The sequence below is a fragment of the Pseudoalteromonas sp. 68 DY56-GL68 genome (assembly GCF_041414825.1).
GTDB lineage: Bacteria > Pseudomonadota > Gammaproteobacteria > Enterobacterales > Alteromonadaceae > Pseudoalteromonas.
Genome location: NZ_JAOCZL010000021.1, coordinates 305,043 through 328,403, shown reverse-complemented (window position 1 = coordinate 328,403; position 23,361 = coordinate 305,043). Strand labels below are relative to the sequence as shown.

Annotated in this window: 22 protein-coding genes; 10 read left to right on the top strand and 12 right to left on the bottom strand. The window is 41.2% G+C overall.

Going from position 1 to position 23,361, the window contains the following annotated elements:
- Positions 1-108: 108 nt before the first annotated feature.
- The gene (locus tag NYF15_RS15975; RefSeq protein ID WP_130149832.1) at positions 109-1,629 is read right to left on the bottom strand and encodes a leucyl aminopeptidase; all 1,521 of its coding nucleotides are present in this window, start codon (positions 1,627-1,629) and stop codon (positions 109-111) included.
- 157 nt (positions 1,630-1,786) lie between these two features.
- Here NYF15_RS15975 and msrA point away from each other — a divergent pair, with 157 nt between their 5' ends.
- Together msrA and NYF15_RS15965 are read left to right on the top strand one after the other, a co-directional pair.
- On the top strand, positions 1,787-3,058 hold the full coding sequence (gene msrA, locus NYF15_RS15970; protein ID WP_371354087.1) for a peptide-methionine (S)-S-oxide reductase MsrA: 1,272 nt from the start codon (positions 1,787-1,789) through the stop codon (positions 3,056-3,058).
- A gap of 165 nt (positions 3,059-3,223) precedes the next feature.
- Complete coding sequence (locus NYF15_RS15965; RefSeq protein WP_371354086.1) at positions 3,224-3,907, top strand: amino acid ABC transporter substrate-binding protein; 684 nt, start codon at positions 3,224-3,226, stop codon at positions 3,905-3,907.
- Between the two features lie 78 nt (positions 3,908-3,985).
- Here NYF15_RS15965 and NYF15_RS15960 read toward each other — a convergent pair whose 3' ends face one another.
- Positions 3,986-4,405: a hypothetical protein gene (locus NYF15_RS15960; RefSeq protein ID WP_341804298.1), complete on the bottom strand. Its 420-nt coding sequence runs from the start codon at positions 4,403-4,405 to the stop codon at positions 3,986-3,988.
- A 521-nt stretch (positions 4,406-4,926) separates the two neighbouring features.
- Between NYF15_RS15960 and NYF15_RS15955 the strand changes: the two genes are divergently transcribed.
- The 3 genes from NYF15_RS15955 (at position 4,927) to NYF15_RS15945 (ending at position 6,470) form a co-directional block, all read left to right on the top strand.
- On the top strand, positions 4,927-5,463 hold the full coding sequence (locus tag NYF15_RS15955) for a hypothetical protein (protein ID WP_371354085.1): 537 nt from the start codon (positions 4,927-4,929) through the stop codon (positions 5,461-5,463).
- Between the two features lie 101 nt (positions 5,464-5,564).
- Positions 5,565-5,969, top strand: coding sequence for a DUF1801 domain-containing protein (locus tag NYF15_RS15950; protein ID WP_371354084.1), 405 nt, complete (start codon positions 5,565-5,567; stop codon positions 5,967-5,969).
- Between the two features lie 129 nt (positions 5,970-6,098).
- A complete protein-coding gene (locus NYF15_RS15945) occupies positions 6,099-6,470 on the top strand; it encodes a hypothetical protein (RefSeq protein WP_371354083.1) in 372 nt (123 codons plus the stop codon).
- Positions 6,471-6,593: 123 nt separating this feature from the next.
- On the opposite strand, the gene NYF15_RS15940 is transcribed toward NYF15_RS15945, so the two are convergent.
- From NYF15_RS15940 to NYF15_RS15895, 10 genes are all read right to left on the bottom strand, one after another.
- Positions 6,594-7,016 (bottom strand): hypothetical protein, encoded by a 423-nt coding sequence (locus NYF15_RS15940; protein ID WP_341804301.1) that lies wholly within the window; start codon positions 7,014-7,016, stop codon positions 6,594-6,596.
- Positions 7,017-7,483: 467 nt separating this feature from the next.
- Positions 7,484-8,362: a LysR family transcriptional regulator gene (locus tag NYF15_RS15935; RefSeq protein ID WP_371354082.1), complete on the bottom strand. Its 879-nt coding sequence runs from the start codon at positions 8,360-8,362 to the stop codon at positions 7,484-7,486.
- Positions 8,363-8,741: 379 nt separating this feature from the next.
- A complete protein-coding gene (locus tag NYF15_RS15930; RefSeq protein WP_054553796.1) occupies positions 8,742-9,398 on the bottom strand; it encodes a 3-oxoacid CoA-transferase subunit B in 657 nt (218 codons plus the stop codon).
- Between the two features lie 11 nt (positions 9,399-9,409).
- Positions 9,410-10,108 carry a CoA transferase subunit A gene (locus tag NYF15_RS15925; protein WP_371354081.1) on the bottom strand — a complete coding sequence of 233 codons (699 nt, stop codon included), beginning with the start codon at positions 10,106-10,108 and terminating at the stop codon, positions 9,410-9,412.
- An 11-nt stretch (positions 10,109-10,119) separates the two neighbouring features.
- Positions 10,120-11,025 (bottom strand): hydroxymethylglutaryl-CoA lyase, encoded by a 906-nt coding sequence (locus NYF15_RS15920; RefSeq protein ID WP_371354080.1) that lies wholly within the window; start codon positions 11,023-11,025, stop codon positions 10,120-10,122.
- Complete coding sequence (locus NYF15_RS15915; protein WP_371354079.1) at positions 11,025-12,989, bottom strand: acetyl-CoA carboxylase biotin carboxylase subunit; 1,965 nt, start codon at positions 12,987-12,989, stop codon at positions 11,025-11,027. Before NYF15_RS15915 ends, NYF15_RS15920 begins: the two co-directional genes overlap by 1 nt.
- 8 nt (positions 12,990-12,997) lie before the next feature.
- The gene (locus tag NYF15_RS15910; protein ID WP_054553800.1) at positions 12,998-13,768 is read right to left on the bottom strand and encodes an enoyl-CoA hydratase/isomerase family protein; all 771 of its coding nucleotides are present in this window, start codon (positions 13,766-13,768) and stop codon (positions 12,998-13,000) included.
- A 10-nt stretch (positions 13,769-13,778) separates the two neighbouring features.
- Positions 13,779-15,386, bottom strand: a complete 1,608-nt coding sequence (locus tag NYF15_RS15905) for a carboxyl transferase domain-containing protein (RefSeq protein ID WP_371354078.1) — start codon at positions 15,384-15,386, stop codon at positions 13,779-13,781.
- A gap of 9 nt (positions 15,387-15,395) precedes the next feature.
- Positions 15,396-16,571, bottom strand: a complete 1,176-nt coding sequence (locus tag NYF15_RS15900; protein ID WP_063705375.1) for an isovaleryl-CoA dehydrogenase — start codon at positions 16,569-16,571, stop codon at positions 15,396-15,398.
- 44 nt (positions 16,572-16,615) lie between these two features.
- On the bottom strand, positions 16,616-17,050 hold the full coding sequence (locus NYF15_RS15895) for a MerR family DNA-binding transcriptional regulator (protein WP_036968456.1): 435 nt from the start codon (positions 17,048-17,050) through the stop codon (positions 16,616-16,618).
- Positions 17,051-17,391: 341 nt separating this feature from the next.
- Between NYF15_RS15895 and NYF15_RS15890 the strand changes: the two genes are divergently transcribed.
- The 5 genes from NYF15_RS15890 (at position 17,392) to NYF15_RS15870 (ending at position 23,354) form a co-directional block, all read left to right on the top strand.
- Positions 17,392-18,573, top strand: a complete 1,182-nt coding sequence (locus tag NYF15_RS15890) for an acetyl-CoA C-acyltransferase (protein ID WP_371354077.1) — start codon at positions 17,392-17,394, stop codon at positions 18,571-18,573.
- Positions 18,574-18,664: 91 nt separating this feature from the next.
- Positions 18,665-20,155: a CoA-acylating methylmalonate-semialdehyde dehydrogenase gene (locus NYF15_RS15885; protein WP_054553805.1), complete on the top strand. Its 1,491-nt coding sequence runs from the start codon at positions 18,665-18,667 to the stop codon at positions 20,153-20,155.
- Positions 20,156-20,264: 109 nt separating this feature from the next.
- On the top strand, positions 20,265-21,422 hold the full coding sequence (locus NYF15_RS15880) for an acyl-CoA dehydrogenase family protein (RefSeq protein ID WP_237118578.1): 1,158 nt from the start codon (positions 20,265-20,267) through the stop codon (positions 21,420-21,422).
- 10 nt (positions 21,423-21,432) lie between these two features.
- On the top strand, positions 21,433-22,212 hold the full coding sequence (locus NYF15_RS15875) for an enoyl-CoA hydratase (protein WP_237118577.1): 780 nt from the start codon (positions 21,433-21,435) through the stop codon (positions 22,210-22,212).
- Positions 22,212-23,354, top strand: a complete 1,143-nt coding sequence (locus NYF15_RS15870) for an enoyl-CoA hydratase/isomerase family protein (protein ID WP_371354076.1) — start codon at positions 22,212-22,214, stop codon at positions 23,352-23,354. Before NYF15_RS15875 ends, NYF15_RS15870 begins: the two co-directional genes overlap by 1 nt.
- The last annotated feature ends 7 nt before the right edge of the window (positions 23,355-23,361 follow it).

The following is a 23,361-nucleotide window of genomic DNA, read 5'->3' as shown; positions in this document are numbered from 1 at the left end:
GTCATAGCAACATAGCATAAAAGCACGAATTTGTTGATGTAAATACAGTTTTTGTATTTTAATCGAGTGTTAATTGCCTACAACCTGGTGTTGTAGGCAATCTTTTTGTTACTGGTTGTTTAGAAGCCAGTTAGATAACAAACGCACACCGTAACCAGTGCCGCCTTCAGCAAGCTCATCTTTTGCTTTGCTGTTAAGCGCATTTCCGGCAATATCAATGTGAACCCAGCGAGTTTCACCCGCAAAGTTTTTCAGGAAGCTAGCTGCTGTTGTTGCACCTGGACCATGTGAACCAATATTTTTTAAGTCTGCGATATCAGACTTTAATGCATCTTCGTAGCCAAGGGGTAAACGCCATACATTTTCGTTTACTTGCTTACCAGCGATCGTTAGTTGCTCTACTAATTGGTCATCCTCAGAGAAAATGGCAGCATAGTCATTACCTACAGCACCAATTTTAGAGCCGGTTAATGTTGCAACGTCAACCATAATACTTGGTTTAAATTTATCACGGGCGTACCACATTGCATCGCTAAGCACTAAACGACCTTCAGCATCGGTGTTTACAATTTCTACGCTTAGACCTTCGGCTGTACGTACTACATCGCCAGGTGCAACGGCAAATTGTGACACCATATTGGCTGCCATGCCCATTACTGCAACGACATTAGTATCAGCTTTTGCTAGTGCCATTGCTTTAACCGTTCCAAGTACCGCTGCTGCACCGGCCATATCTGATTTCATGCGGGCAATTGATGCACCTGTCTTTAGACTATAACCACCAGAGTCAAATGTAATACCTTTACCCACTAAAGCGATCGGTGTATTTTTATTTCCTTGATAATGCGCAACAACTAAACGTGAACCTTGTTCGCTACCACGACCAACTGCTTCTAGTGCACCCATACCAAGTTTTTTGATTTGCTTAGGCTCTAAAATAGAAATTTTGACACCTAACTTTTTAAGTTCTTTTGCAGCTTTTGCAAAATCAGCCGGCGTCATTTCAGTTGCAACTTCACTTGTTAAGTCGCGAGCTAAAAATACGCCTTCTTCTATATGTTGTAGTAAAGTATGGTTTTTGACCGCTTGGTCTATATTTTCTACATCGACTGTATAGCTCACTAAGTGACTATCTTTTTCTTTTTTGTAAACTTCAAAGCGGTGGTCACGTAGATTTGCGCCATGGGCAAACTCTGCAGCATATTTAGCGTTAGTTTCTTGATCAGTGATTGTTGAGAAATCAAGGCTGACGTTTTCTTGTTTTGCTTTATGTAGCTGTGCATGTACATTGCCACCAAGCTTTGCCATTTTTGCTGCATCTAGCTTTGCTTGTTCACCTAAGCCAACTAGAAGAATACGTTGATGCTGACTACCATTTGGAGCAATGATCTCTAATGTCTTACCATATTTAGCTTCAAAGTCTGAAAAATCAATCACTTTGTTGATGTGAGTTTGTGTCTCTGAGGCTAAATGATTGAATTTGGCGATTTGTGTTTCAGTGTCTAAAAACAATACCAAAGTGTTATCTGTTGCTTGAATAGATTGCTTAAAAGTGAACTCTGCTGCATTCACTTGCGTAGCAAGCGTTATACCCAATGCAAGAGCAGATAAGCTATGTGCAATTCTCATTTATATATCCCAATGTTAAAAAAAGCTTTTTTTACCCTATTAACACTAAAGAGTTAAATTTTAAGCGGTGAATAGCCCGTGGGATGCGTTTAAGTTGAAATATTTTATATTTCTCTTAGGTCTATTAAATACACACGCTATGACGAGGTAAATTAGTATGACAATTAAGTCTTTATTGGTGGCATGGTTCACCGCCAGTGCAGTTGCTAGTATCAGTCCCGTTTTGGCCAAAGAAGACCTGCCTAATGCAACTAAGCATATTGAAACTATAGTATTAGGTTCGGGTTGTTTTTGGGGAGCAGAAAAACGCTATGAAGCCCTCAACGGTGTGCTCGATGCGGTATCGGGTTATGCTGATGGCCAAGGCTTTAAGGCGACATATAAAAATATTACACGTAGTTCTCGTCGTTTTGATGAAAACAATTACGCTGAGGTAGTTAAAGTAACTTATAACAGCAACAAATTAACGACAGAAGATCTTTTAAAACATTACTTCGAAAGTCATGATCCCACACAGCTTAACCGGCAGGGCAATGATATTGGCACACAATATCGGTCGACTATTCTAACCAGCAACTCCAATCAGCTTGTTAGTGCAAATCGCCTTAAAGAAGAGTATCAAAAAAAATTATCATCTGCAGGCTTTGGTGAAATTAAAACGGTTATCAAACCGCTTGATAGGTTTTTTAAAGCAGAGGAGTATCACCAAGACTATATAAAGAAAAATCCGAATGGCTACTGTCCTGATCATTCTACAGGGGTTGTATTTAGCCCATTAGAAAAGCCTAAAATAGATAACACTGCCTTACTCGCTAACAAACACATCGTAGTAATAGATGCTAAAGGCTATTGCCCGTATTGCGAAAAATTTAAAAAAGAAGTTGCTAATGCTTACAAGGGCACAATCCCTATGACTTTTCGCCATGCTGATCAACTCGCTGGCTTGGTTATTAACACACCTACTTGGGCAACACCCACACTTTTATTTATCGAAGATGGTAAAGAAGTTTATGGGCGTCAAGGGTATGTAAATAAGGAGGAGTTTTACAAAGCATTGGGCGCATTTAAATTGGGGGACAGTGAGGCCTTTCGAGTGGCATTTCATTCCAGAACAGACAGCCCGTTTTGTAAGGAATATGACATTTTTAAAAATACCCCAGATGGCATTTTTATCGATAAATTAAGTGGTGCACCATTATTTGATACCCGAGATAGGTTTAATTCAGGAACAGGGTGGTTGTCTTTTACTCACCCTGTTAAAAATAGTGTAACGATGCATGAAGATAATAGCTATGGTATGCAGCGCATAGAGCTAAAATCCAAAAGCTCAGGGATTCATTTAGGGCACTTATTTCCGGGGGAAGGTCCAAGAGGACAAGATAGATATTGCATCAATGCAACAGTACTTGAGTTTGTTCCGCGTAGTTAAATGTTATTAGTAAAAATTAGTTGAAACCATAGTTATAGCCTATCCTAAAACTATGGCTGGAGAAACTAGATACTTTTTGTGTTGAAAACCAAACTAATTTATACGTTAATTTTAAAATTGTGCTTATTTTCTAATGGATTAGTGTGTAAGGAATTAAAAGCCATCGTGATAGGTGTAGAGAATATAGAGTATCTACCTTATTACGATGGCAGTGACAGTAAAAAGCCTAACTTCACAGGATTTAGTGAAAAATTGCTTAAACAATTCAGCAGAGAATTTGGTTATAGCGTTAAGTTTTATCCCGCCCCTTTAAATCGTCTTTATAGGGATCTGGTTACTGAAAACTATATTGATTTTAAATATCCTGACAATCCGCAGTGGCAAAAATCGTTTAAAGATACATTTTCGAAATCTAACCCCATTATTTACTCAGAATCTATTTTGAATACAGTTACAGGCATTGCGAGTTTGCAACAAAATACCACGCTTTCGGACTGTAGTAGGATAGGTAAAGTTCGAGGCTTTACATCACAAAGTTATAAATCACATTTTATGAAAAAGCAGATAGACGTTGTGGAGACGGCTGATACCAGTGAATTGATTTCTTTATTATTGTTAAAGCGAATAAATTGTATTTACATATCTAAAGATGTTTTGAACTATAAAATGCGAGAAGAGTTTGAAAACAGAGTGCCCGTGTACTTTCACGATAAACTTGCGGTAGATGTGCAAAGTTTCCATCTATCAACAGTTAAATATCCTGATGTTATTGAGCAATTTAATTTATATTTATCTACCCACAGTGACCAAGTTAGAGCTTTAAAGCAGCAGTTTGATATTGGCCTTTAATCAGGTCAAAAAAAAGCCCAGTCAGAACACACAAGAACCGGGCTTTCGACAACAATTTGGTTGGGGGAACCTTTACAACTACAGCGCTAAGTTTTGCTTTGCACGGCTTAAGTTGTGGTTTACAAGTTCATTTTTAGAAATTTGTACTGCTTCATAAAAGTCAGAAAGCGCGGCTGTATCGTTTTCAGACATGATGCGTGCAACACCTCGGTTACTTAGTGCAAACGATGTTAACTCGCGGCGTTTGTAACCTGGTACTTTACTTGTACTTAGAAGAGAGATTGCTTGTGTACACAGGCTTTCTGCTTCTGAAAAATTCTTTTCTTTAACGCTTAATGCGCAGCGGTTGAAGGCAGTTTCGTATTGGCTGGTTGCATTATCGTTGGTTTGCGCTTGCTCAATAACCATCAGTTTATAATCAGCTTGTGCGGCTACTGCCATCGCTGAGCAAGTTAATAAAGAGCTAAGTGCAATAGTGGTTACAAGTGTTTTTAACATGATAGTTTTCCTTTGAATAAGTTGGTGTTTCTTGCCAACGAGTGAACTTTAAAATATTCCTATAAGCTAAACAAACGATTAAATTAAACCTGATAGATGAAGAAATTTAATCTATAGAGTAATTACTCAGAGCTTGGAGTTTTATGAAGGTTGAGCGTATGTAATGTCGATTCTAGTATCTTTAACAACTGAAATAAGTTTGGCTGAGTGCTTATAAATTTTCATGCCTGGCTCATTTATATACATCTGTAGACTGTGATTTTTATATGGAGATAGGTTTAGATAAACGAGATAACTTTTTAACAGTAGCCATTGGTTAGTAACTTTGTTAAAAATTATGGAAAAAGCATTTCAAGGTGGCATTTAAATTTCAAAGTTACCTGTATTTTTACAAGTTGAAAATGCTTCTGAACCTGAGTAAATATGTTTGTATATGAGAATCGCGGTGTTTAGCAAAACAATTAAAATTTTTGTCAAAGAATCATAGACGAGCCTATAGTGAGAACAACAAGGAAAGAATTATGAAAACAGGATTTTTATCAATTGGATTTTTATTTATATCAAATGTTGTGTTTGCTGATTGTAAAGTTGCGCTTGAAGAAAGATTAAAAGAAGATTTAAATCTTACATACCAGCAATTTGATCAGACTTACGATGCTGGATTTAGGTTACTTGAAAAATCAGGCTGTCATGCTGAAGCTGCTATTCTGATTAAACGTTTTATTACCCATAATAATTCAAAAGAAAGCTCATTAACTTGGCATTTAGCACAAATGGAAGGGCTAGCGGGTAATTATAAACACGCTGTTTTTCACGCAAAAAAAGTATTGGATCCCAATGAAGACTTAAGTAATTCAAAAATGTATTGGAATGACTTTGTTTTAGGGAACATCGCTTTTTGGAGTAAAGACGAAGCAAAGCTAAGAAAGCACATAGCGAATATAGAAAATGGTCAAAATTTTAAACCTAATCAGATAAACCTCAATTTCCTGAATCAGTTACTCAAAAATTTTGATTCAAGCTACAAACAGGCATTGTCTGAAGCAAGTGGTGAGTGAGTCTAAAATACAAGTGGCTTATTGTATGGCAGCACTGCTTCATCGATTTTCCAAACCATACATTTTATTTGACTGAATAAAATGAATAACCGGAGACTCAAATGAACAAGGAAGTAAAAAACACATTTGATAAATACCCTGAAAATGCCAGAGCTAAGCTCTTCGAGATTCGAGAGTTAGTTTTTCAAATTGCATCTGAATTGGGCCTAGGTGAAGTTGACGAGACACTAAAATGGGGAGAGCCTAGCTACAGTGTAAGAACAGGCAGCCCTTTTCGAATCGACTGGAAGTCAAAGTCACCTAACAATTATTATCTGTTTTTCAACTGCCAAACTAAATTGGTAGATACATTTCGTGAACTATATGGTGAACAGCTTCATTTTCAAGGAAATAGAGCAATAGCTCTTTGTTTATCAACATCGTTACCAAAAGCAACAATAAAGTCTTGTTTGATGTTAGCTTTAACTTATAAGCAGCGAAAGGGATTACCTCTTTTGGGGATGTAAAGTTTCGGATCAGAAAGGTTTGAAGTGGACTATAGTCGATTTGCTTTAATACGACCTAAGATTGCAGTAAAACGGAGTCAATATTGAGCCTTAGTGTTCAATCAAAGTTATTAATTAGTGCGGGTGTTATTGCGTTTTTTTTCTGCTATCTGGCACGTACTCTGTATATTTGGCGGGCCTAGTTGGTATGTTTTTGCTAGGGCTCCTCAACAAATTATTGAATCTTCAATACACGGAACTTTGCTTGCCCCCATTGGCACACTAATAGTAGCGAGCTTAATGTTTGCTTGTGCTGTGTTTGCTTTTTCAGCGGCGGGCTTAATCCGCAAAGTTCCTTTTCTCAAACCTGCTTTAGTAACTATTGCGGTAATTTGTACTTTACGGGGTTTAGTTGCTATTCCAATATTTATTACAACCTCAGGTTTAGATATTTGGCAAATAGTTGCAAGCGTTACTTGGTTTTATGTTGGCGTTTGTTTTGTTTTGGGTTCTATAAAGTAATGTTGAATTTGAAAGCCTTCTATAAAACAAGCTATTTAAGTGTTGGGAGGCATTCAAAGTACATAAACGACAAAACCCAGCCGAAGCTGGGTTTTGTTTGAGACAACACAATTCTGTGAGAACTTATAATGCTAAGTTCTCTTTCGCACGCGTTAAGTTGTGCTCTACTAACTCGTTACCTGAAATTTGTACTGCTTCGTAGAAGTCAGACAGTGCAGCTGTGTCGTTTTCAGACATGATGCGAGCAACACCGCGGTTGCTTAAAGCAAATGACGTTAATTCACGGCGTTTATAAGCAGGTACTTTGCTTGTATTTAGTAAACTGATTGCCTTTGAACAAAGCGTTTCAGCTTCGGTAAAATTCTTTGCTTGAACACTTAACGCACATTGGTTAAATGCTAATTCGTATTGACGGTTAACCTCAGCACTTGCCTGTGTCGATTGGTCAATTACCATTAATTTATAGTCACTTTGATCAGCCATTGCCATAGCTGAACAAGTTAATAAAGAGCTAACTACAACGGGTTTCATAAGTGTACTAAACATAATCTTTTCCTCTGTTATATCGGTATCAAGTGCCGACAATTGAACTTTAGTTGAGTAGAAAAAATTCAACAAACGATAAAAAAACACTCAATAGATGAAGAAAATTAACTTATAGACTTTAGTCTAATGTAATAATTTAAGACTAAGCGCTGTATGCATTAGTTTATAAGGGTTATGCTTAAATTGTCGTAAATTAAAAGTATAGAGTTTTAAATAGCTGAACAATAATTTGATGATTTAAAAAGCCTAACTGTCCCCACTTTAAGTTGAGGGCTTATTGATGGATTGAAAATGGACTTACTAACCCTTGTACTGGTAGTTGCTATTGGTTTAATTGGCTTTTATATATTACTAAGACGCTTATTACGGATGGTAAGGTGGGCTAAAACGAGTTAAAGCTTAGTTGATTGTTATTTAAGATATTATAGATTTAGACAACCCTCAGGTTTCTCTGAGGGCCATAATAACTACTTAAGGTGCTTAAAAGTATCAATCATCCATTTTATAAATAGCTCTAATTGTGCATTGGTTTCACTTGGTTCGTGTTGCACTAAGTAATATTTATCCTTGGTTTTTAATGGCATATTAGTGAAATTAAATAACCATTGCTCATCAAACCAAGTCTGACTGATAGGTAAGGGGATTAGGGCAATACCCATACCCTGTTGCGCAGCACGTGCCACACCAAACATACTATCAACCTGAATAATTTGCTTTGGTGCAAAGTCTTCAACGCCTGCATGTTCTGCCCATTGGTGCCAAGCCCAGGGACGCGCCTTATGAAGTATTAGAGGAACTTCATTTAATGCCTGAAACGGGTTTTCTTGCCATGCTTGCCAGTTTTCTTTATTGCAAGCTGGCGTATACGATAGCGAAAACAACTCATGTACAACCCCTTCGTGCGGTTTAGACGAAGACAATACAATCGATAAGTCGCTTTGCTTAGTCAGCTCTTTACGCGTTTTTAAGGTATTAAGCTGTAAGTTTGTATTTGGATGATCGCTAGTCCATTCGCTCAGTTTTGGCATTAAAAGCTCACTGGCGAAAAACTCAGGTAGCGTAATACTTATAGTCACGTTCTCTTGTAACTGACTAAACTCGTTAATGGTTTTTTCTAGCGCTTTAATAAGCGGCGATACAGAGTCATAAAAATTTTTCCCCGCAGCTGTTAAGCGGATAGAGCGGGTTTGACGTTCAAACAGTTCAATACCCAATTGTTCTTCTAATTGTTTGATCTGATGGCTTACGGCTGAAGGCGTAAGGTAGAGTTGGTTTGCAGCATCTTTAAAGCTAAGGGTGCGTGCAGCAAAACAAAATGAGCGTAAGCCACGTATAGGTGTTTGCATAGTTAATTTCAGTAAGTCTCAATAGCGCTTGTTAGTTAATTAACTGCTAAGCAATTATTATCCCAAAATGTAAAAAGTAAGAGAGTAAAAGTTGAATATAGCTAATATTTGCACAAATGCATAAAAAAGACTCTTTAATTGATTGTTTAATCTACTTTTATTGCATTTAAAAGATTTTAGCAGTTTTCTGAAACAGGTAACACCCTATACTTCAAAGACTTTCACTTCACAAAGTTAGGGCATTTTATACTATTTATGTGACAAATTGGTGCAACTTACAGTAAATCAATAGATAAAAAAAATCCCTCTTGCGAGGGATTTTGGGTAACTCAGCGCCATTGGCACTGGGAATGAGGTCGGTACATGGGATGTGAGTGGTTTAAAAAACCATCTCTGGAACATCACCTTCAACAAGCAATTTGCCTGCCGTTTTGCTAATTATTTCATCTACTGACACGCCCGGAGCGCGTTCGATTAGATGAAATGCGCCGTCTTTAACTTCTAGTACGGCTAAATCAGTTACGATTTTCTTTACACAGTTAACCCCAGTTAGCGGTAAAGTGCAACTTTCTAATAACTTAGAGTCGCCATGCTTGCTTGCATGAGTCATCGTAACAATAATATTCTTCGCGCCAGCAACGAGGTCCATCGCGCCACCCATGCCTTTAATTAGCTTCTTTGGGATCATCCACGATGCGATGTTACCGTTCTGGTCAACTTCAAATGCACCTAAGACCGTTAAGTCTACATGACCACCCCGTATCATGGCAAAACTATCTGCACTATTAAATATTGCTGCACCTGTGGCTGCTGTCACGGTTTCTTTACCCGCGTTGATCATATCTGCATCAACTTGGTCTTTGGTTGGGTACGCACCCATACCTAATAAACCATTTTCAGACTGCAACATAACTTCGATACCGTCAGGTACATAGTTAGCAACCAGAGTAGGGATACCAATACCTAGGTTTACGTAATAGCCATCTTGTAGTTCTTGTGCAACACGCATTGCAACTTGTTCACGTGATAATGCCATTTTATTGCTCCTTAATCGCGAGTTGTTACACGTTCAATGCGTTTTTCAAAGTCGCCTTTGATCACGCGATTAACATAAATACCTGGGGTATGAATTTGGCTTGGCTCAAGTTCACCTGGTTCAACAACTTCTTCAACTTCAGCAACGGTAATTTTACCTGCTGTCGCGGCCATCGGGTTGAAGTTCATTGCGGTGTGGCGAAATACAAGATTACCGTAGCGGTCGGCTTTCCATGCTTTAACAATGGCAAACTCACCAGTAATTGACTCTTCTAAGATATACGGGCGACCATCAAATTCTTTGACTTCTTTACCTTCGGCAACAGGGGTGCCGTAACCTGTTGCTGTATAAAACGCAGGAATACCCGCACCACCAGCGCGCATCTTCTCAGCGAGTGTCCCTTGTGGTGTTAAAACAACATCAATTTCGCCATCGAGTAGTTGTTTTTCGAAAAGCGCATTTTCACCCACATAAGACGCGATGATTTTTTTAATTTGCTTATCGTGAAGTAAAACCCCTAAACCAAAATCATCTACACCGCAGTTGTTTGAGACAACGGTTAGATTTTTAGTCTGTTTACGCTTAATTTCACTGATAAGTCCCTCAGGAATACCACACAAGCCAAAGCCACCAGCGATAATAGTATCGCCATCTTTTAAACCTTCCATTGCAGCTTCATAACTTGAAACCACTTTATCGAAACCGGCCATGAGCCTACTCCTTAATTATTCTGAGTGTTCTTTAGAGCAAGTGATACCTTGCTGACAGGTTGTTTATTTAATGCACTGCAAATAGCCCAACCAGCTTTCGCCAGTCTTTCTAAATCAATTCCATGCTCTATGCCAAGCCCTTGCAGTAAGTAAACTACATCTTCAGTGGCAACATTTCCTGACGCGCCTTTGGCATAAGGGCAACCACCAAGGCCTGCAACGGCACTGTCAACCGTTGCTATACCGCGGCTTAGGGCGGTGTAAATATTTGTTAGCGCTTGCCCGTAGGTGTCGTGAAAATGTACAGCGAGTTTAGATTTATCAATATGTTGCAAGAGTATATCTAATAACTCATCGACTTTTCTCGCTGTACCTACACCAATGGTGTCACCTAGGCTAATTTCGTAACAACCAAGCTCAAGTAATCGCTTTGAGACGTTTAATACATCATTGTAGTCGACATCACCTTGATATGGGCAACCCATAACGCAGCTAACATAACCTCTAACACGAATGTTATTCGCTTTGGCAAAAGCCATAACATCTTTAAAGCGATCAATACTTTCATCAATAGAGCAGTTAATGTTCTTTTGACAAAACGCTTCACTTGCTGCTGTAAAAATCGCAAATTCTTGTATGCCGACTTGTTTTGCCGCCTCTGCACCTCGTAAATTTGGGGTGAGGGCACTTAAATTAACGTCTGGCAAACTTAACGCGCTTATTACATCGCAAGAGTCAGCCATTTGTGGCACCCATTTAGGTGACACAAAGGCGCCTGCTTCTATATCTTTAAGCCCAGCATCTGCAAGGCCGTTGATAAGAGCGACTTTATCTTGAGTGCTAACGGCGGCTTCATTTTGCAAGCCGTCTCTGGCGCCAACTTCTACAATACGAACAAAATCAGGAAACTGTGCCATTACGCCTCCGGCTCTTCAACAATCGCGAGCATATCACCGTGGCTCACCAGTTCACCTTCAGCAAAGCAATAGCTAGTTAATACACCATCATGCGGGGCATTAAGGGTGTATTCCATTTTCATCGCTTCAATGATGACAACAGCGTCACCTTTAGCGACAGTACTACCCACTTCAACTAAATGTTTAACAACAGTACCATTGAGTGGTGCAGCGAGTGGCAATGCATCACTTTCGTGTTCACTAATATAGTGTTTATCAATCAGTTCTAGCACCGTTTGCTGTGCTTTGTACATCACTGTGATGTGAGAGTCTGTTTGATTAATATGAGCCACAACTTTTTCGCCATTAACGACTAGGTTTGCAAGGCCATTTTCAACCTTACCCGAGGTTGTATAGTCAACCCCATCTAAGCTAATTTCAAAGCCTTCTGATGTTTTAACCGCATGAACGTTTAAATCAACAAACGGAATTGTTGTTTTAGCGTCACTGTTTAGCATAAAGCCTGTTAATTGTTGCCATGGGCTGCTGCTTTCACCTTTTAGTTGATGTGCATACGTATAGGCTGCCACAACGGTCGCAATAACAAACTGTTGCTTGTTTTTAGCAACAAGTCGCTCACCTTGGTCTTCAATAAAGTGCGTATCGGGTGCACCTGCTTGAAAAGTAGGGTGGTTAGCAAGGTTATGTAAAAAATTAACGTTACAGCTAAAACCTGCTAGGTGGAATTGCTCTAATGCTTTTGATAAACGCCCAAGCGCTGCCTCACGGTTATCGTCATGAACAATTAATTTAGCAATCATAGGGTCGTAGAACGGGCTAATTTCATCACCCGCTGCAATCCCTGTATCTATACGTACAAATTCAGATTCGTTCGGTGTAAATAGGGCGTCAATGTGGCCAGAACACGGAATAAAGTCATTACTTGGATCTTCTGCATAAATACGCGCTTCAAAGCTGTGACCTTGTAGCTGAATATCTGCTTGGCTAAGTGGTAAAACTTCACCTGCCGCAATATTGATTTGCCAATTCACCAAATCAACACCGGTTACCATTTCTGTTACTGGGTGCTCTACTTGTAAACGGGTGTTCATCTCCATGAAGAAGAATTCATCACCGCATAGTAAAAACTCAACAGTACCAGCACCGCGATAGTTAATCGCTTTGGCACAACGTACCGCTGCTTCACCCATTTCTTTACGAAGTTCATCAGATAGACCCGGAGCAGGGGCTTCTTCAATTACTTTTTGGTGACGACGCTGTAATGAGCAGTCACGGTCGCCTAAGTACACACAGTTACCATGACTATCAGCAAAAACTTGTACTTCAACATGGCGAGGTTTGGTGACATAGCGCTCTAACAGTACTAAATCGTTACCAAAGCCGGCTTTTGCTTCACGTTTTGCACCTTCAAGAGCACTGATAAAGTCTTTTGCGTGTTCTACAACTCGCATACCTTTACCACCGCCACCAAAGGCCGCTTTAATCAGTACCGGGTAACCAATTTTTTCAGCTTCAGATTGTAAGAACTCAGTATCTTGATTATCACCATAGTAACCAGGCACTAAAGGTACATTTGCTTGGTGCATAATTTCTTTAGCGCGTGTTTTTGAACCCATGGCTTCAATGCTTGATGCTGGAGGGCCAATAAAGGCGATATCATTTTTCTCACACGCGAGTGCAAAGTCACAGTTTTCAGATAAAAAACCATAGCCAGGGTGAATACAATCAACACCTGCTTGTTTTGCAACATCGATGATTTTGTCTGCGACTAAGTATGAATCTTTACTTGGAGCGGGGCCAATGTGATAGGCCTCATCAGCAAGCTTTACGTGCTGAGCATGTTTATCAGCATCTGAATACACTGCAACCGTTGTTAAGCCCATTTGCTTTGCTGTACGCATAACACGGCAGGCAATTTCACCACGGTTGGCAACGAGAATTTTTTTTAATGATTTTGTTGTCATAATGGGTCCTATTTCTGCCAGTTAGGGGCACGTTTTTCAAAAAATGCAGTCAGACCTTCTTGGCCTTCTTCAGATACACGAATGCGAGCAATGCGCTCAGCGGTTAACTCAATCAGTGCATCATCAATTACGTTGCCAGCCACATCGTTTATTAGCTGCTTTGCTGCTTTAACAGCAATAGGGCCATTGTTAACAAGGTTTTGTAAGTGTTTATCGAGCGCTGTTTGTAAATCGCCGGTGATCTGGTGAATTAAACCCAGTTGCTTAGCTGTATGCGCGTCAAAAATCTCTGCCGTTAAAAAATAACGACGTGCAGCGCGCTCACCAATAGCTTTAATGACATAAGGGCTGATAACCGCAGGAATAAGACCCAGCTTTACTTCACTTAAGCAAAATTGTGCATCGTCTTGGCAAATTGCGATATCACAACACGCAATCAAGCCTAACGCACCGCCAAATGCAGCACCTTGTACGGCACAAATTGTTGGATGTGGGCTGGTAGCAAGGACTTTCATAAGCTTTGCTAGCTGCATAGAATCCGCTAAGTTTTCTGCAAAGTCATTGCCTGCCATCGACTTCATCCAATTTAAATCAGCCCCTGCAGAGAAGTGCTTACCTTCGGTTTTTAAAACCAATGCGCGCACATCGCAACTGTTTGCGTGTTCAATTAAACGGATCAGCTCACTAATGACTTCTTCGTTAAATGCATTGTGTTTTTCAGGGCGACTTAGTACCAGTACAGCCACATTTGATTTTGTTATTTCGAGTGTTACTGACATAAGGCCTCCATTACATTCTAAATACGCCGAACTGCGAATCGCGCTCTGGTGCATTTTTAGCTGCACTTAAGGCAAGCCCCAATACATTGCGGGTATCAGCAGGATCGATAATGCCATCATCCCAAAGGCGGGCACTGGCGTAATATGGATGACCTTGTTTTTCGTATTGCTCGATAATTGGCTTTTTAAACTCACGGACTTGCTCATCAGTCATGCTTTCGCCTTTACGGGCTAAACCGTCTTGTTTTACTTGAGCAAGAACGCCAGCTGCTTGTTCACCACCCATTACCGAGATACGGGCGTTTGGCCACATCCACATCATGGTTGGTTCGAATGCACGGCCACACATACCGTAGTTACCTGCACCATACGAGCCACCAATTAACACGGTGAATTTTGGTACATCAGCACATGACACAGCGGTTACCATTTTCGCACCATGTTTGGCGATACCTTCGGCTTCGTACTTTTTACCAACCATAAAGCCAGTAATGTTTTGTAAAAAGACCAAAGGAATTTTGCGTTGTGCACATAGTTGTATAAAGTGCGCGCCTTTTTGCGCTGATTCACTGAATAAAATGCCGTTGTTGGCAACAATACCGACAGGGTGACCAAATATTTTTGCAAAGCCGGTTACTAGTGTTTCGCCAAAGTAGCGTTTAAATTCATCAAATGATGAATCATCAACAACACGGGCAATTACTTCGCGTACATCAAATGGCTTTTTGAGGTCGGTACCCACAATGCCGTAAATTTCGTTAATGTCGTAACGCGGCGGTTTAACATCATCAAGTAACGGTGCAGTAGGGCGTTGATAGTTAATTCGTTCAATACATTGGCGCGCGATAGAAAGTGCATGGGCATCGTTTTCAGCATAGTGATCGGCAACACCTGATGTTTTACAGTGAACATCAGCACCACCGAGCTCTTCAGCACTCACTTCTTCACCTGTAGCCGCTTTAACCAGTGGCGGGCCTGCTAAGAAAATTGTGCCTTGCTCTTTTACGATAATACTTTCATCAGCCATCGCTGGTACATAAGCACCACCTGCAGTACATAAACCCATTACGACCGCAATTTGTGGAATGCCTTTACCAGACATACGTGCCTGATTATAGAAAATTCGGCCAAAGTGTAATTTATCTGGAAATACATCATCTTGCTCAGGCAGGTTTGCACCGCCTGAATCAACTAAATAAATACACGGTAAATGACAACGCTCTGCGATATCTTGGGCACGTAGATGTTTTTTCACTGTTAGTGGAAAGTATGTACCGCCTTTTACGGTTGCATCATTGGCGATGATCATACATTCAACGCCTTTCACACGACCAATCCCAGCCACAACACCGGCACAAGGAATAGCTTGTTCATATACGCCAAAGGCAGCAAATTGTGAAATCTCTAAAAATGGCGAGCCTTCATCAAGTAGCGTTTCAATACGGTCACGAACAAACAACTTACCACGGCCTTGGTGGCGCTCAATCAGGGCAGGGCCACCACCTAAACGGATATCCGCTACCTTTTCACGTAAATCACTTACGAGAGCGGCCATGTTGTCGTGATTTTGCAAAAATTGCGGATCGTGTGGATTTACACTCGATTTTAAAATCGTCATAACAAGGTCCTATCGGCTTTCAGTGAATAATTCGCGACCAATTAGCATGCGGCGGATTTCAGAGGTACCTGCACCAATTTCATATAGTTTTGCATCACGTAATAAGCGACCAGTCGCGTATTCGTTGATATAACCATTACCACCTAAGATTTGAATAGCATCTAGGGCCATCTTAGTTGCAAGCTCTGCTGCATATAAAATAGCGCCAGCGGCATCTTTACGCGTTGTTTCACCGCGATCACATGCACGAGCTACCGTGTAAACGTATGAACGAGCAGCATTCATTTGCGTGTACATGTCAGCAATTTTGCCTTGAATAAGCTGGAACTGACCAATTGGGCTATCAAATTGTTTACGCTCATGAATATAAGGAACCACAATGTCCATACATGCTTGCATAATGCCAAGCGGGCCTGCGGCCAAAACAACACGCTCATAATCAAGGCCACTCATAAGTACTTTTACGCCTTCGTTTAAGTTACCTAGAATGTTTTCTGCTGGTACTTCGCAGTTCTCGAACACTAATTCACAGGTGTTAGAGCCACGCATACCAAGTTTGTCTAGCTTTTGCGCAGTAGAGAATCCTGGTGTGTTACGCTCAACGATGAACGCTGTGATCCCTTTTGGGCCGGCATTTAAATCTGTTTTTGCATAGATAACAAAGGTATCGGCATCTGGACCATTAGTGATCCACATCTTGTTACCGTTAAGTACAAACACATCGCCTTTTTTCTCAGCTTTTAATTTCATTGATACAACATCAGAACCCGCATTTGGCTCACTCATCGCAAGGGCACCAATGTGCTCACCACTGATAAGCTTAGGCAGGTATTTTTCTTTTTGAGCCTGTGACCCATTACGGTTGATTTGGTTAACACATAGGTTTGAATGAGCACCATAACTTAAACCAATCGATGCGCTTGCACGGCTAATTTCTTCCATTGCGATTACATGCTCAAGGTAACCAAGGCCCGCACCGCCAAATTCTTCAGGTACTGTCATACCTAATAATCCCATTTCGCCAAGCTGTGGCCAAAGTTGATTAGGGAAGGCATTGTCTATATCGGTTTGTTCTGCAAGTGGGGCAATTTCTTGGCTCGCAAAGCTATTAACGTGATCGCGGATCATGTCTGCTGTTTCGCCAAGCCCGAAGTTCATTTCTTTGTATAGTGAAATAGTGCTCATAATGTGTGTTCCTGTGAGAGTCTGTTGACGAGATTGTTGTCAGGTTATTCGTCTAAATTATTAAGGGTTTCACGACAGCGGCGTTCTGCTGTAACCAATTCCATCAGAACAACTTTAATGTCGTCCATTTGTTGGCTTAGGTCCGCTTTTTTCTCTGCGATAAGGTCAAGCATAGTCACTAGCTGTTTAGCGCTTGATTTATCTGCGTCGTACAGTTCAAACAAACGACCCGTTTCAGCTAAGGTAAAACCTAAGCGTTTACCGCGTAGAATAAGTTTTAGTCTTACTTTGTCGCGTTTTGAATAAATACGGGTTTGACCGTTTCTCTCTGGTGAGATCAGGCCTTGGTCTTCGTAAAAGCGGATAGAGCGGGTGGTAATATCAAATTCTTTTGCTAGTTCGCTGATACTAAACGTTTGCTCATTGCTAGCAGGTTCAACTGCTGCGCTTTCAAAGTTTGTTTGATTGTCTTGTTTCATGATTTATTTACCTCATTCGAATAACACCAATATAAGTGAAGTTTACGTAAAGGTAAAGGGTGATTTAGGAGTTATACTTTAGACTTATAAAGATAACTGGTTGGATTTGTTGAAAAGCTTTATTTATCTAGCCTTGTAAGCAGATGTTCGATTTTTAATACAACAAAATACAGATAAGTTTACAGTTTTAACGACCGCAAAAAAGTTGATTTTAGATTTACGTTGGCGTAAACGTAAATATTATGTATGCTGAATTAAATCGAAATTAAACTATAACAAATTAACTGTTTGGTTACACATGATTTGAACACATGATGATAACCACTTACATGGAGCCAATTATGACTACTGAAGCCGTTGTTATTGTTGCCGCAAAACGTACCCCTATGGGTGGTTTTATGGGCGCACTAAGTGGTGCACACGCAACTGATTTAGGTGCTACAGCTATTAAAAGTAGCTTAGAGCAAGCCGGTTTATCTGCCGATAAAATTGACGAAGTGATCATGGGCTGTGTATTACCAGCTGGTCTTGGTCAAGCACCTGCACGCCAAGCAATGTTAAAAGCAGGCCTTAATCAAGGTACTGGCGCTACAACGATCAACAAAGTATGTGGCTCTGGCTTAAAAGCTGCAATGTTTGCACATGACTTAATTAAATCAGGCTCTATCAATACCGCTGTTGCGGGTGGTATGGAAAGCATGAGTAATGCGCCTTATATGTTACCAAACGCACGTTCAGGTATGCGTATGGGTCATGGCGAAGTAAAAGATCACATGATGTGTGATGGCCTTGAAGATGCTTACGACAACAAAGCAATGGGTTGTTTTGCACAAGACACTGCCGATCAGTATTCAATTGGTCGTGAACAAATGGATAACTTTGCGCTTAGCTCACTAACTAAAGCGAATAGTGCGATTGAAACAGGTGCATTTGCAAACGAGATTGCAGCGCACACTATTTCTACACGTAAAGGTGATGTGACCGTTGCGATTGATGAGCAACCAGGCAATGCACGCCCTGATAAAATCCCAGGTTTACGTCCTGCATTCAAAAAAGATGGCACGATTACAGCTGCAAACTCGTCATCAATTTCTGATGGTGCAGCAGCGCTTGTGTTAATGCGTGAATCAGATGCTAAAGCACAAGGTTTAACGCCACTGTGTCGTATCGTAGCTCACAGCACACATTCTCAAGCACCAAGCGAATTTACTTTAGCACCGGTTGGCGCGATGCAATCGCTTTTAGAAAAAGCCGGTTGGTCTGTGAATGATGTTGATTTATGGGAAATCAACGAAGCGTTTGCCATGGTGACTATGCTTGCAATTAACGAGTTAAAACTTGATGAAAGCAAAGTTAACGTCAATGGCGGTGCCTGTGCACTTGGTCACCCAATTGGTGCAAGCGGCGCGCGTATCTTAGTTACCTTAATTCATGCATTAAAGAATCGTGGTCTTAGCAAAGGTGTTGCCTCACTGTGTATCGGTGGTGGTGAAGCTGTTGCTATGGCAATCGAAGCTATTTAATCACTTTAGAATTTTAATCTCTCACAGCCGCAACGTATTTCAAAAACTATCATGTTGCGGCCTCTTTATACCCACTGGGGAGGAGTGCCTCATGCACCAAGTACCTTTATTTATCAACGGCGAATTTACCCAATCAAGTTCAACGCAGTTGATTGATGTTATCAATCCTGCAAACCAAGAAGTGTTAGCGCAAGTGCCGTGTGCAACGGATGCTGAAATGGATGCAGCCATTGCCTCTGCAAAAGAAACGTTTAAAACATGGAAAGAAGTGCCAATTTCTGAGCGTGCGCGTATTATGATGAAATACGCAGCACTACTAAAAGAAAACCATGACGAGCTTGCGACGATTATTTGTCATGAGCTGGGTAAAACTTTTGAAGACGCCAAAGGCGATGTTTGGCGTGGTATTGAAGTGGTTGAGCAAGCAGCCAATGCACCATCACTAATGATGGGTGAAACAATGGAAAACGTAGCGCGTAAAATCGATACTTACTCTTACATGCAGCCACTGGGTGTATGTGCGGGTATTACGCCATTTAATTTCCCTGCGATGATCCCATTATGGATGTTTCCACTGGCTATTGTGTGTGGTAACACCTTTATTCTTAAACCATCAGAGCAAGATCCACTAACACCGATGCGTTTAGCTGAACTATTTGTTGAAGCGGGCGCGCCAAAAGGGGTGTTACAAGTTGTTCATGGTACAAAACCACAAGTTGACCGTCTATTAGAAGACCCAGCAGTACGTGCTATTTCATTTGTTGGCTCGTGTGGTGTAGGTGAATACATTTATTCAAAAGGCACAGCAAACCTTAAACGCGTACAAGCGTGTGTAGGTGCAAAAAACCACATGGTTATTATGCCAGATGCAAGTAAATCGCATGTTGTAAACAACCTAGTAGGTGCGTCTGTAGGTGCTGCGGGTCAGCGCTGTATGGGTATTTCGGTTGCTGTATTTGTTGGTCAAGCTAAAGACTGGGTTGATGAAATTAAAGCAGGCTTTGAAAACGTACGCCCAGGTGTATGGGATGATGCTAACGCGGCTTACGGCCCACAAACATCAAAAGCAGCTAAAGACCGTATTCTATCACTTATCGCAAGTGGTAAAGAACAAGGTGCAACGTGCTTAATTGATGGCTCTGACTTTACTGTTGAAGGTTACGAGCAAGGTAACTGGGTTGGTCCAACGCTATTTACTGATGTAACAACCGAGATGGATTTATACAAAGAAGAGATCTTTGGTCCTGTACTGGCTTGTATGTTTGTAGATACTCTTGAAGAGGCGATTGAGCTTATCAATAACTCGCCTTACGGTAACGGTACTTCGTTATTCACATCAAGCGGCGCTGCTGCACGTAAATTTCAACATGAAATCGAAGTAGGTCAAGTCGGTATTAATGTGCCAATTCCTGTGCCACTCCCGTTTTTCTCTTTCACAGGTTGGAAAGGCTCATTCTACGGCGACCAACACACCTACGGTAAGCAAGGTATTCGTTTTTACACAGAAACGAAAACAATTACTTCACGTTGGTTCGAGGATGATATCGCCTCAGGTCCGAACATGAGTATCAACCTTAAATAAGCCGTAATTAATTTACTGCTGAGCGAGCACACGCTCGCTCAAAGAACACACATTTAAACGACAACAATCGTTATTCACACAAGAATAAGACAACAAATAGAGGTCTACTATGGACTTTAATTTAACCGAAGATCAGCAAGCGTTTGCTGAAACAGCCCGTCAGTTTGCAGAGTCTGAACTTGCTCCACATGCAGCTAAGTGGGACCAAGAACACATTTTCCCAAAAGACACCATTAAAGCAGCCGGTGAGCTAGGCTTTTGTGGTTTATATACCCCTGAAGAAGCGGGTGGCTTAGGTTTATCTCGCCTTGATTCAAGCATTATCTTTGAGCAGCTTGCCATGGGTTGTACCGCAACAACCGCTATGTTGACCATTCATAATATGGCAACCTGGATGATTGCAAGCTTTGGTACTGAGGAAGTAAAAGCCCAGTACTGCGAACAATTAGTAATGGGTGAGTTACTTGCGTCTTACTGTTTAACAGAGCCTGGCTCTGGCTCTGATGCGGCATCGTTAAAAACCAAAGCGGTTAAAGAGGGCGATGAGTTTGTGATCTCAGGCTCTAAGATGTTTATTTCGGGTGCTGGTGAAACTGATTTACTAGTAGTTATGGCGCGCACTGGTGGTGAAGGCGCAGCCGGTATTTCGGCATTTGTTGTGCCTGCAGATGCAGCAGGTATCGAATACGGTAAAGCTGAAGAAAAAATGGGCTGGAATGCACAGCCAACACGTTTAATTAGCTTCGAAGGTGTCAGAATTCCTGCGGCTAACTTACTAGGTCAAGAAGGTGAAGGCTTTAAGTTTGCAATGCAAGGCTTAGATGGCGGTCGTATTAATATTGCTACCTGTTCATTAGGTACAGCACAAGCAGCTCTTAATACTGCGCGCGAATACCTAAAAGAACGTGAGCAATTTGGTAAGCCATTAGCTGCTTTCCAAGCACTGCAATTTAAGATTGCCGATATGAACACCGAGCTTGTTGCTGCTCGTCAAATGGTGCGCTTAGCCGCATTTAAACTAGATACCGGTGACAGTGAAAAAACCACTTACTGTGCGATGGCTAAACGTTTTGCTACAGATGTTGGTTTTAAAGTCTGTGACGACGCATTACAAATTCACGGTGGTTACGGTTACATCAAAGAATACCCATTAGAGCGTCATTTTAGAGACGTCCGTGTGCATCAAATTCTTGAAGGCACAAACGAAATCATGCGTGTGATTATCGCACGTCGTATCTTAGCTGAGTCAGCTGGCGACATTCTATAAGGAGCAACCTATGTCTAATCCATCGATTGATTTAAATATTGAAGGTAACGTAGCGGTTTTAACCATGAATAATCCGCCAGCGAATACCTGGACACAAGATACATTAACCGCGCTTAAAGACACTGTAACTGAGCTAAATGCTAACAAAAATGTCTATGCATTGGTGATCACAGGTCAAGGTGAAAAGTTCTTTAGCGCAGGTGCTGATTTAAACGTGTTTGCCAGCGGTGACAAAGGCGTTGCTGCCACTATGTCAAAAGTGTTTGGTGATGCATTTGAAGCGTTAACCAATTTCCGTGGTGTATCAATCGCGGCAATTAATGGTTATGCCATGGGCGGTGGTCTTGAAGTGGCTCTTGCGTGTGATATTCGTATTGCTGAAGAGCAAGCTCAAATGGCACTTCCTGAAGCGAAAGTTGGCTTGTTGCCTTGTGCTGGCGGTACGCAAAACCTTGCATGGCTTGTTGGTGAAGGCTGGGCAAAACGCATGATCTTATGTGGCGAGCGCCTAAAAGCAGACAAAGCACGCGAAATTGGCCTTGTTGAAGAAGTGGTTGGTACTGGCGAAAGTTTAGCTGCGGCAATGAAACTTGCTAACCAAGTTGGCGAGCAAAGCCCAGTTGCTGTGACTGCATGTAAAGAGCTTATCCAAAAAGGTCGCACACAACCTATGTCTCATGCATTGCCATTAGAGCGTGAGTTGTTTGTACAGTTGTTTGATACGCAAGACCAAAAAGAAGGCGTGAATGCATTCTTAGAAAAGCGTAAAGCAAATTGGGTAAATGGCTAATGACTAATGTAACACTACTAAATCATCAAGATGCGCCTGTGGTGTTTGAAACTGCAGAGGCCGAGAGCGGCCTCATTGCAATTGCGACACTCAATGCGCCTAAGTCTTTAAACGCTTTAAATTACGACATGATCCAATTGCTAGAGCCTCAGCTTAGAAAATGGGCTGACGATGACGCCGTTGCCATGGTCGTTCTAAAAGGGGCTGGCGAAAAAGCATTTTGTGCCGGTGGCGATGTAGTAAGCCTGCATAAAGCAATGAGCACAGGTGAGCCTGCTAACTACATTGAAGACTTTTTTACCCTTGAGTATAAATTAGACTACCTAATTCACTGCTATGAAAAGCCAATATTACTTTGGGGTAATGGCATTGTTATGGGTGGCGGCCTTGGTTTAATGGCTGGGGCAAGTCACCGTGTGGTAACAGAGACATCACGTATTGCCATGCCTGAGCTAACCATTGGTTTATACCCAGATGTGGGCGGCAGTTACTTCTTACATAAAATGCCTGAGCAAGTCGGTTTATTTTTAGGATTAACTGCGGCGTCTATCAATGCTGAAGATGCCTTGTTTGTTAATCTTGCTGATCACTATGCAACAGCAGATAAATATGACGCTATTTTAACGGCTATCACAGCTGAAAAGTGGGGCAAAACAGCTTCATTAAACCACGAAAAGCTGACAAACATTTTAATCTCCATTGATAATATTTCAGGCCGTGTCCCTAAAGGTAATATAAAAGATAACTTAGCGGTTATACAAAAGCTGGCTGAATTTGATTCATTGCAGGGAAAAATCGACTACATTCAAGCTTTAGAAACCGAAGACAAATGGCTTACCCGTGCGCAAAAGTCATTAGCACATGGTTGTCCGCTTAGTTGTGCGCTGGTTGAACGTCAATTAGCAAATTCAAAAGAGATGACGTTAGCACAGTGCTTCAAAATGGAGCTGGGTATGTCAGTACGCTGTGGCGAAGTAGGCGAGTTCCAAGAAGGCGTTCGTGCGCTACTAATCGACAAAGACGGTGCACCTAACTGGCAGTTTAAATCGCTTAGCGATATCGACGAAGCAGTTGTAGATAGCTTCTTTACAGCACGCTGGGATGAGCAATCTCACCCACTTAACTCATTAACGTCATCTTAAGTCCAAG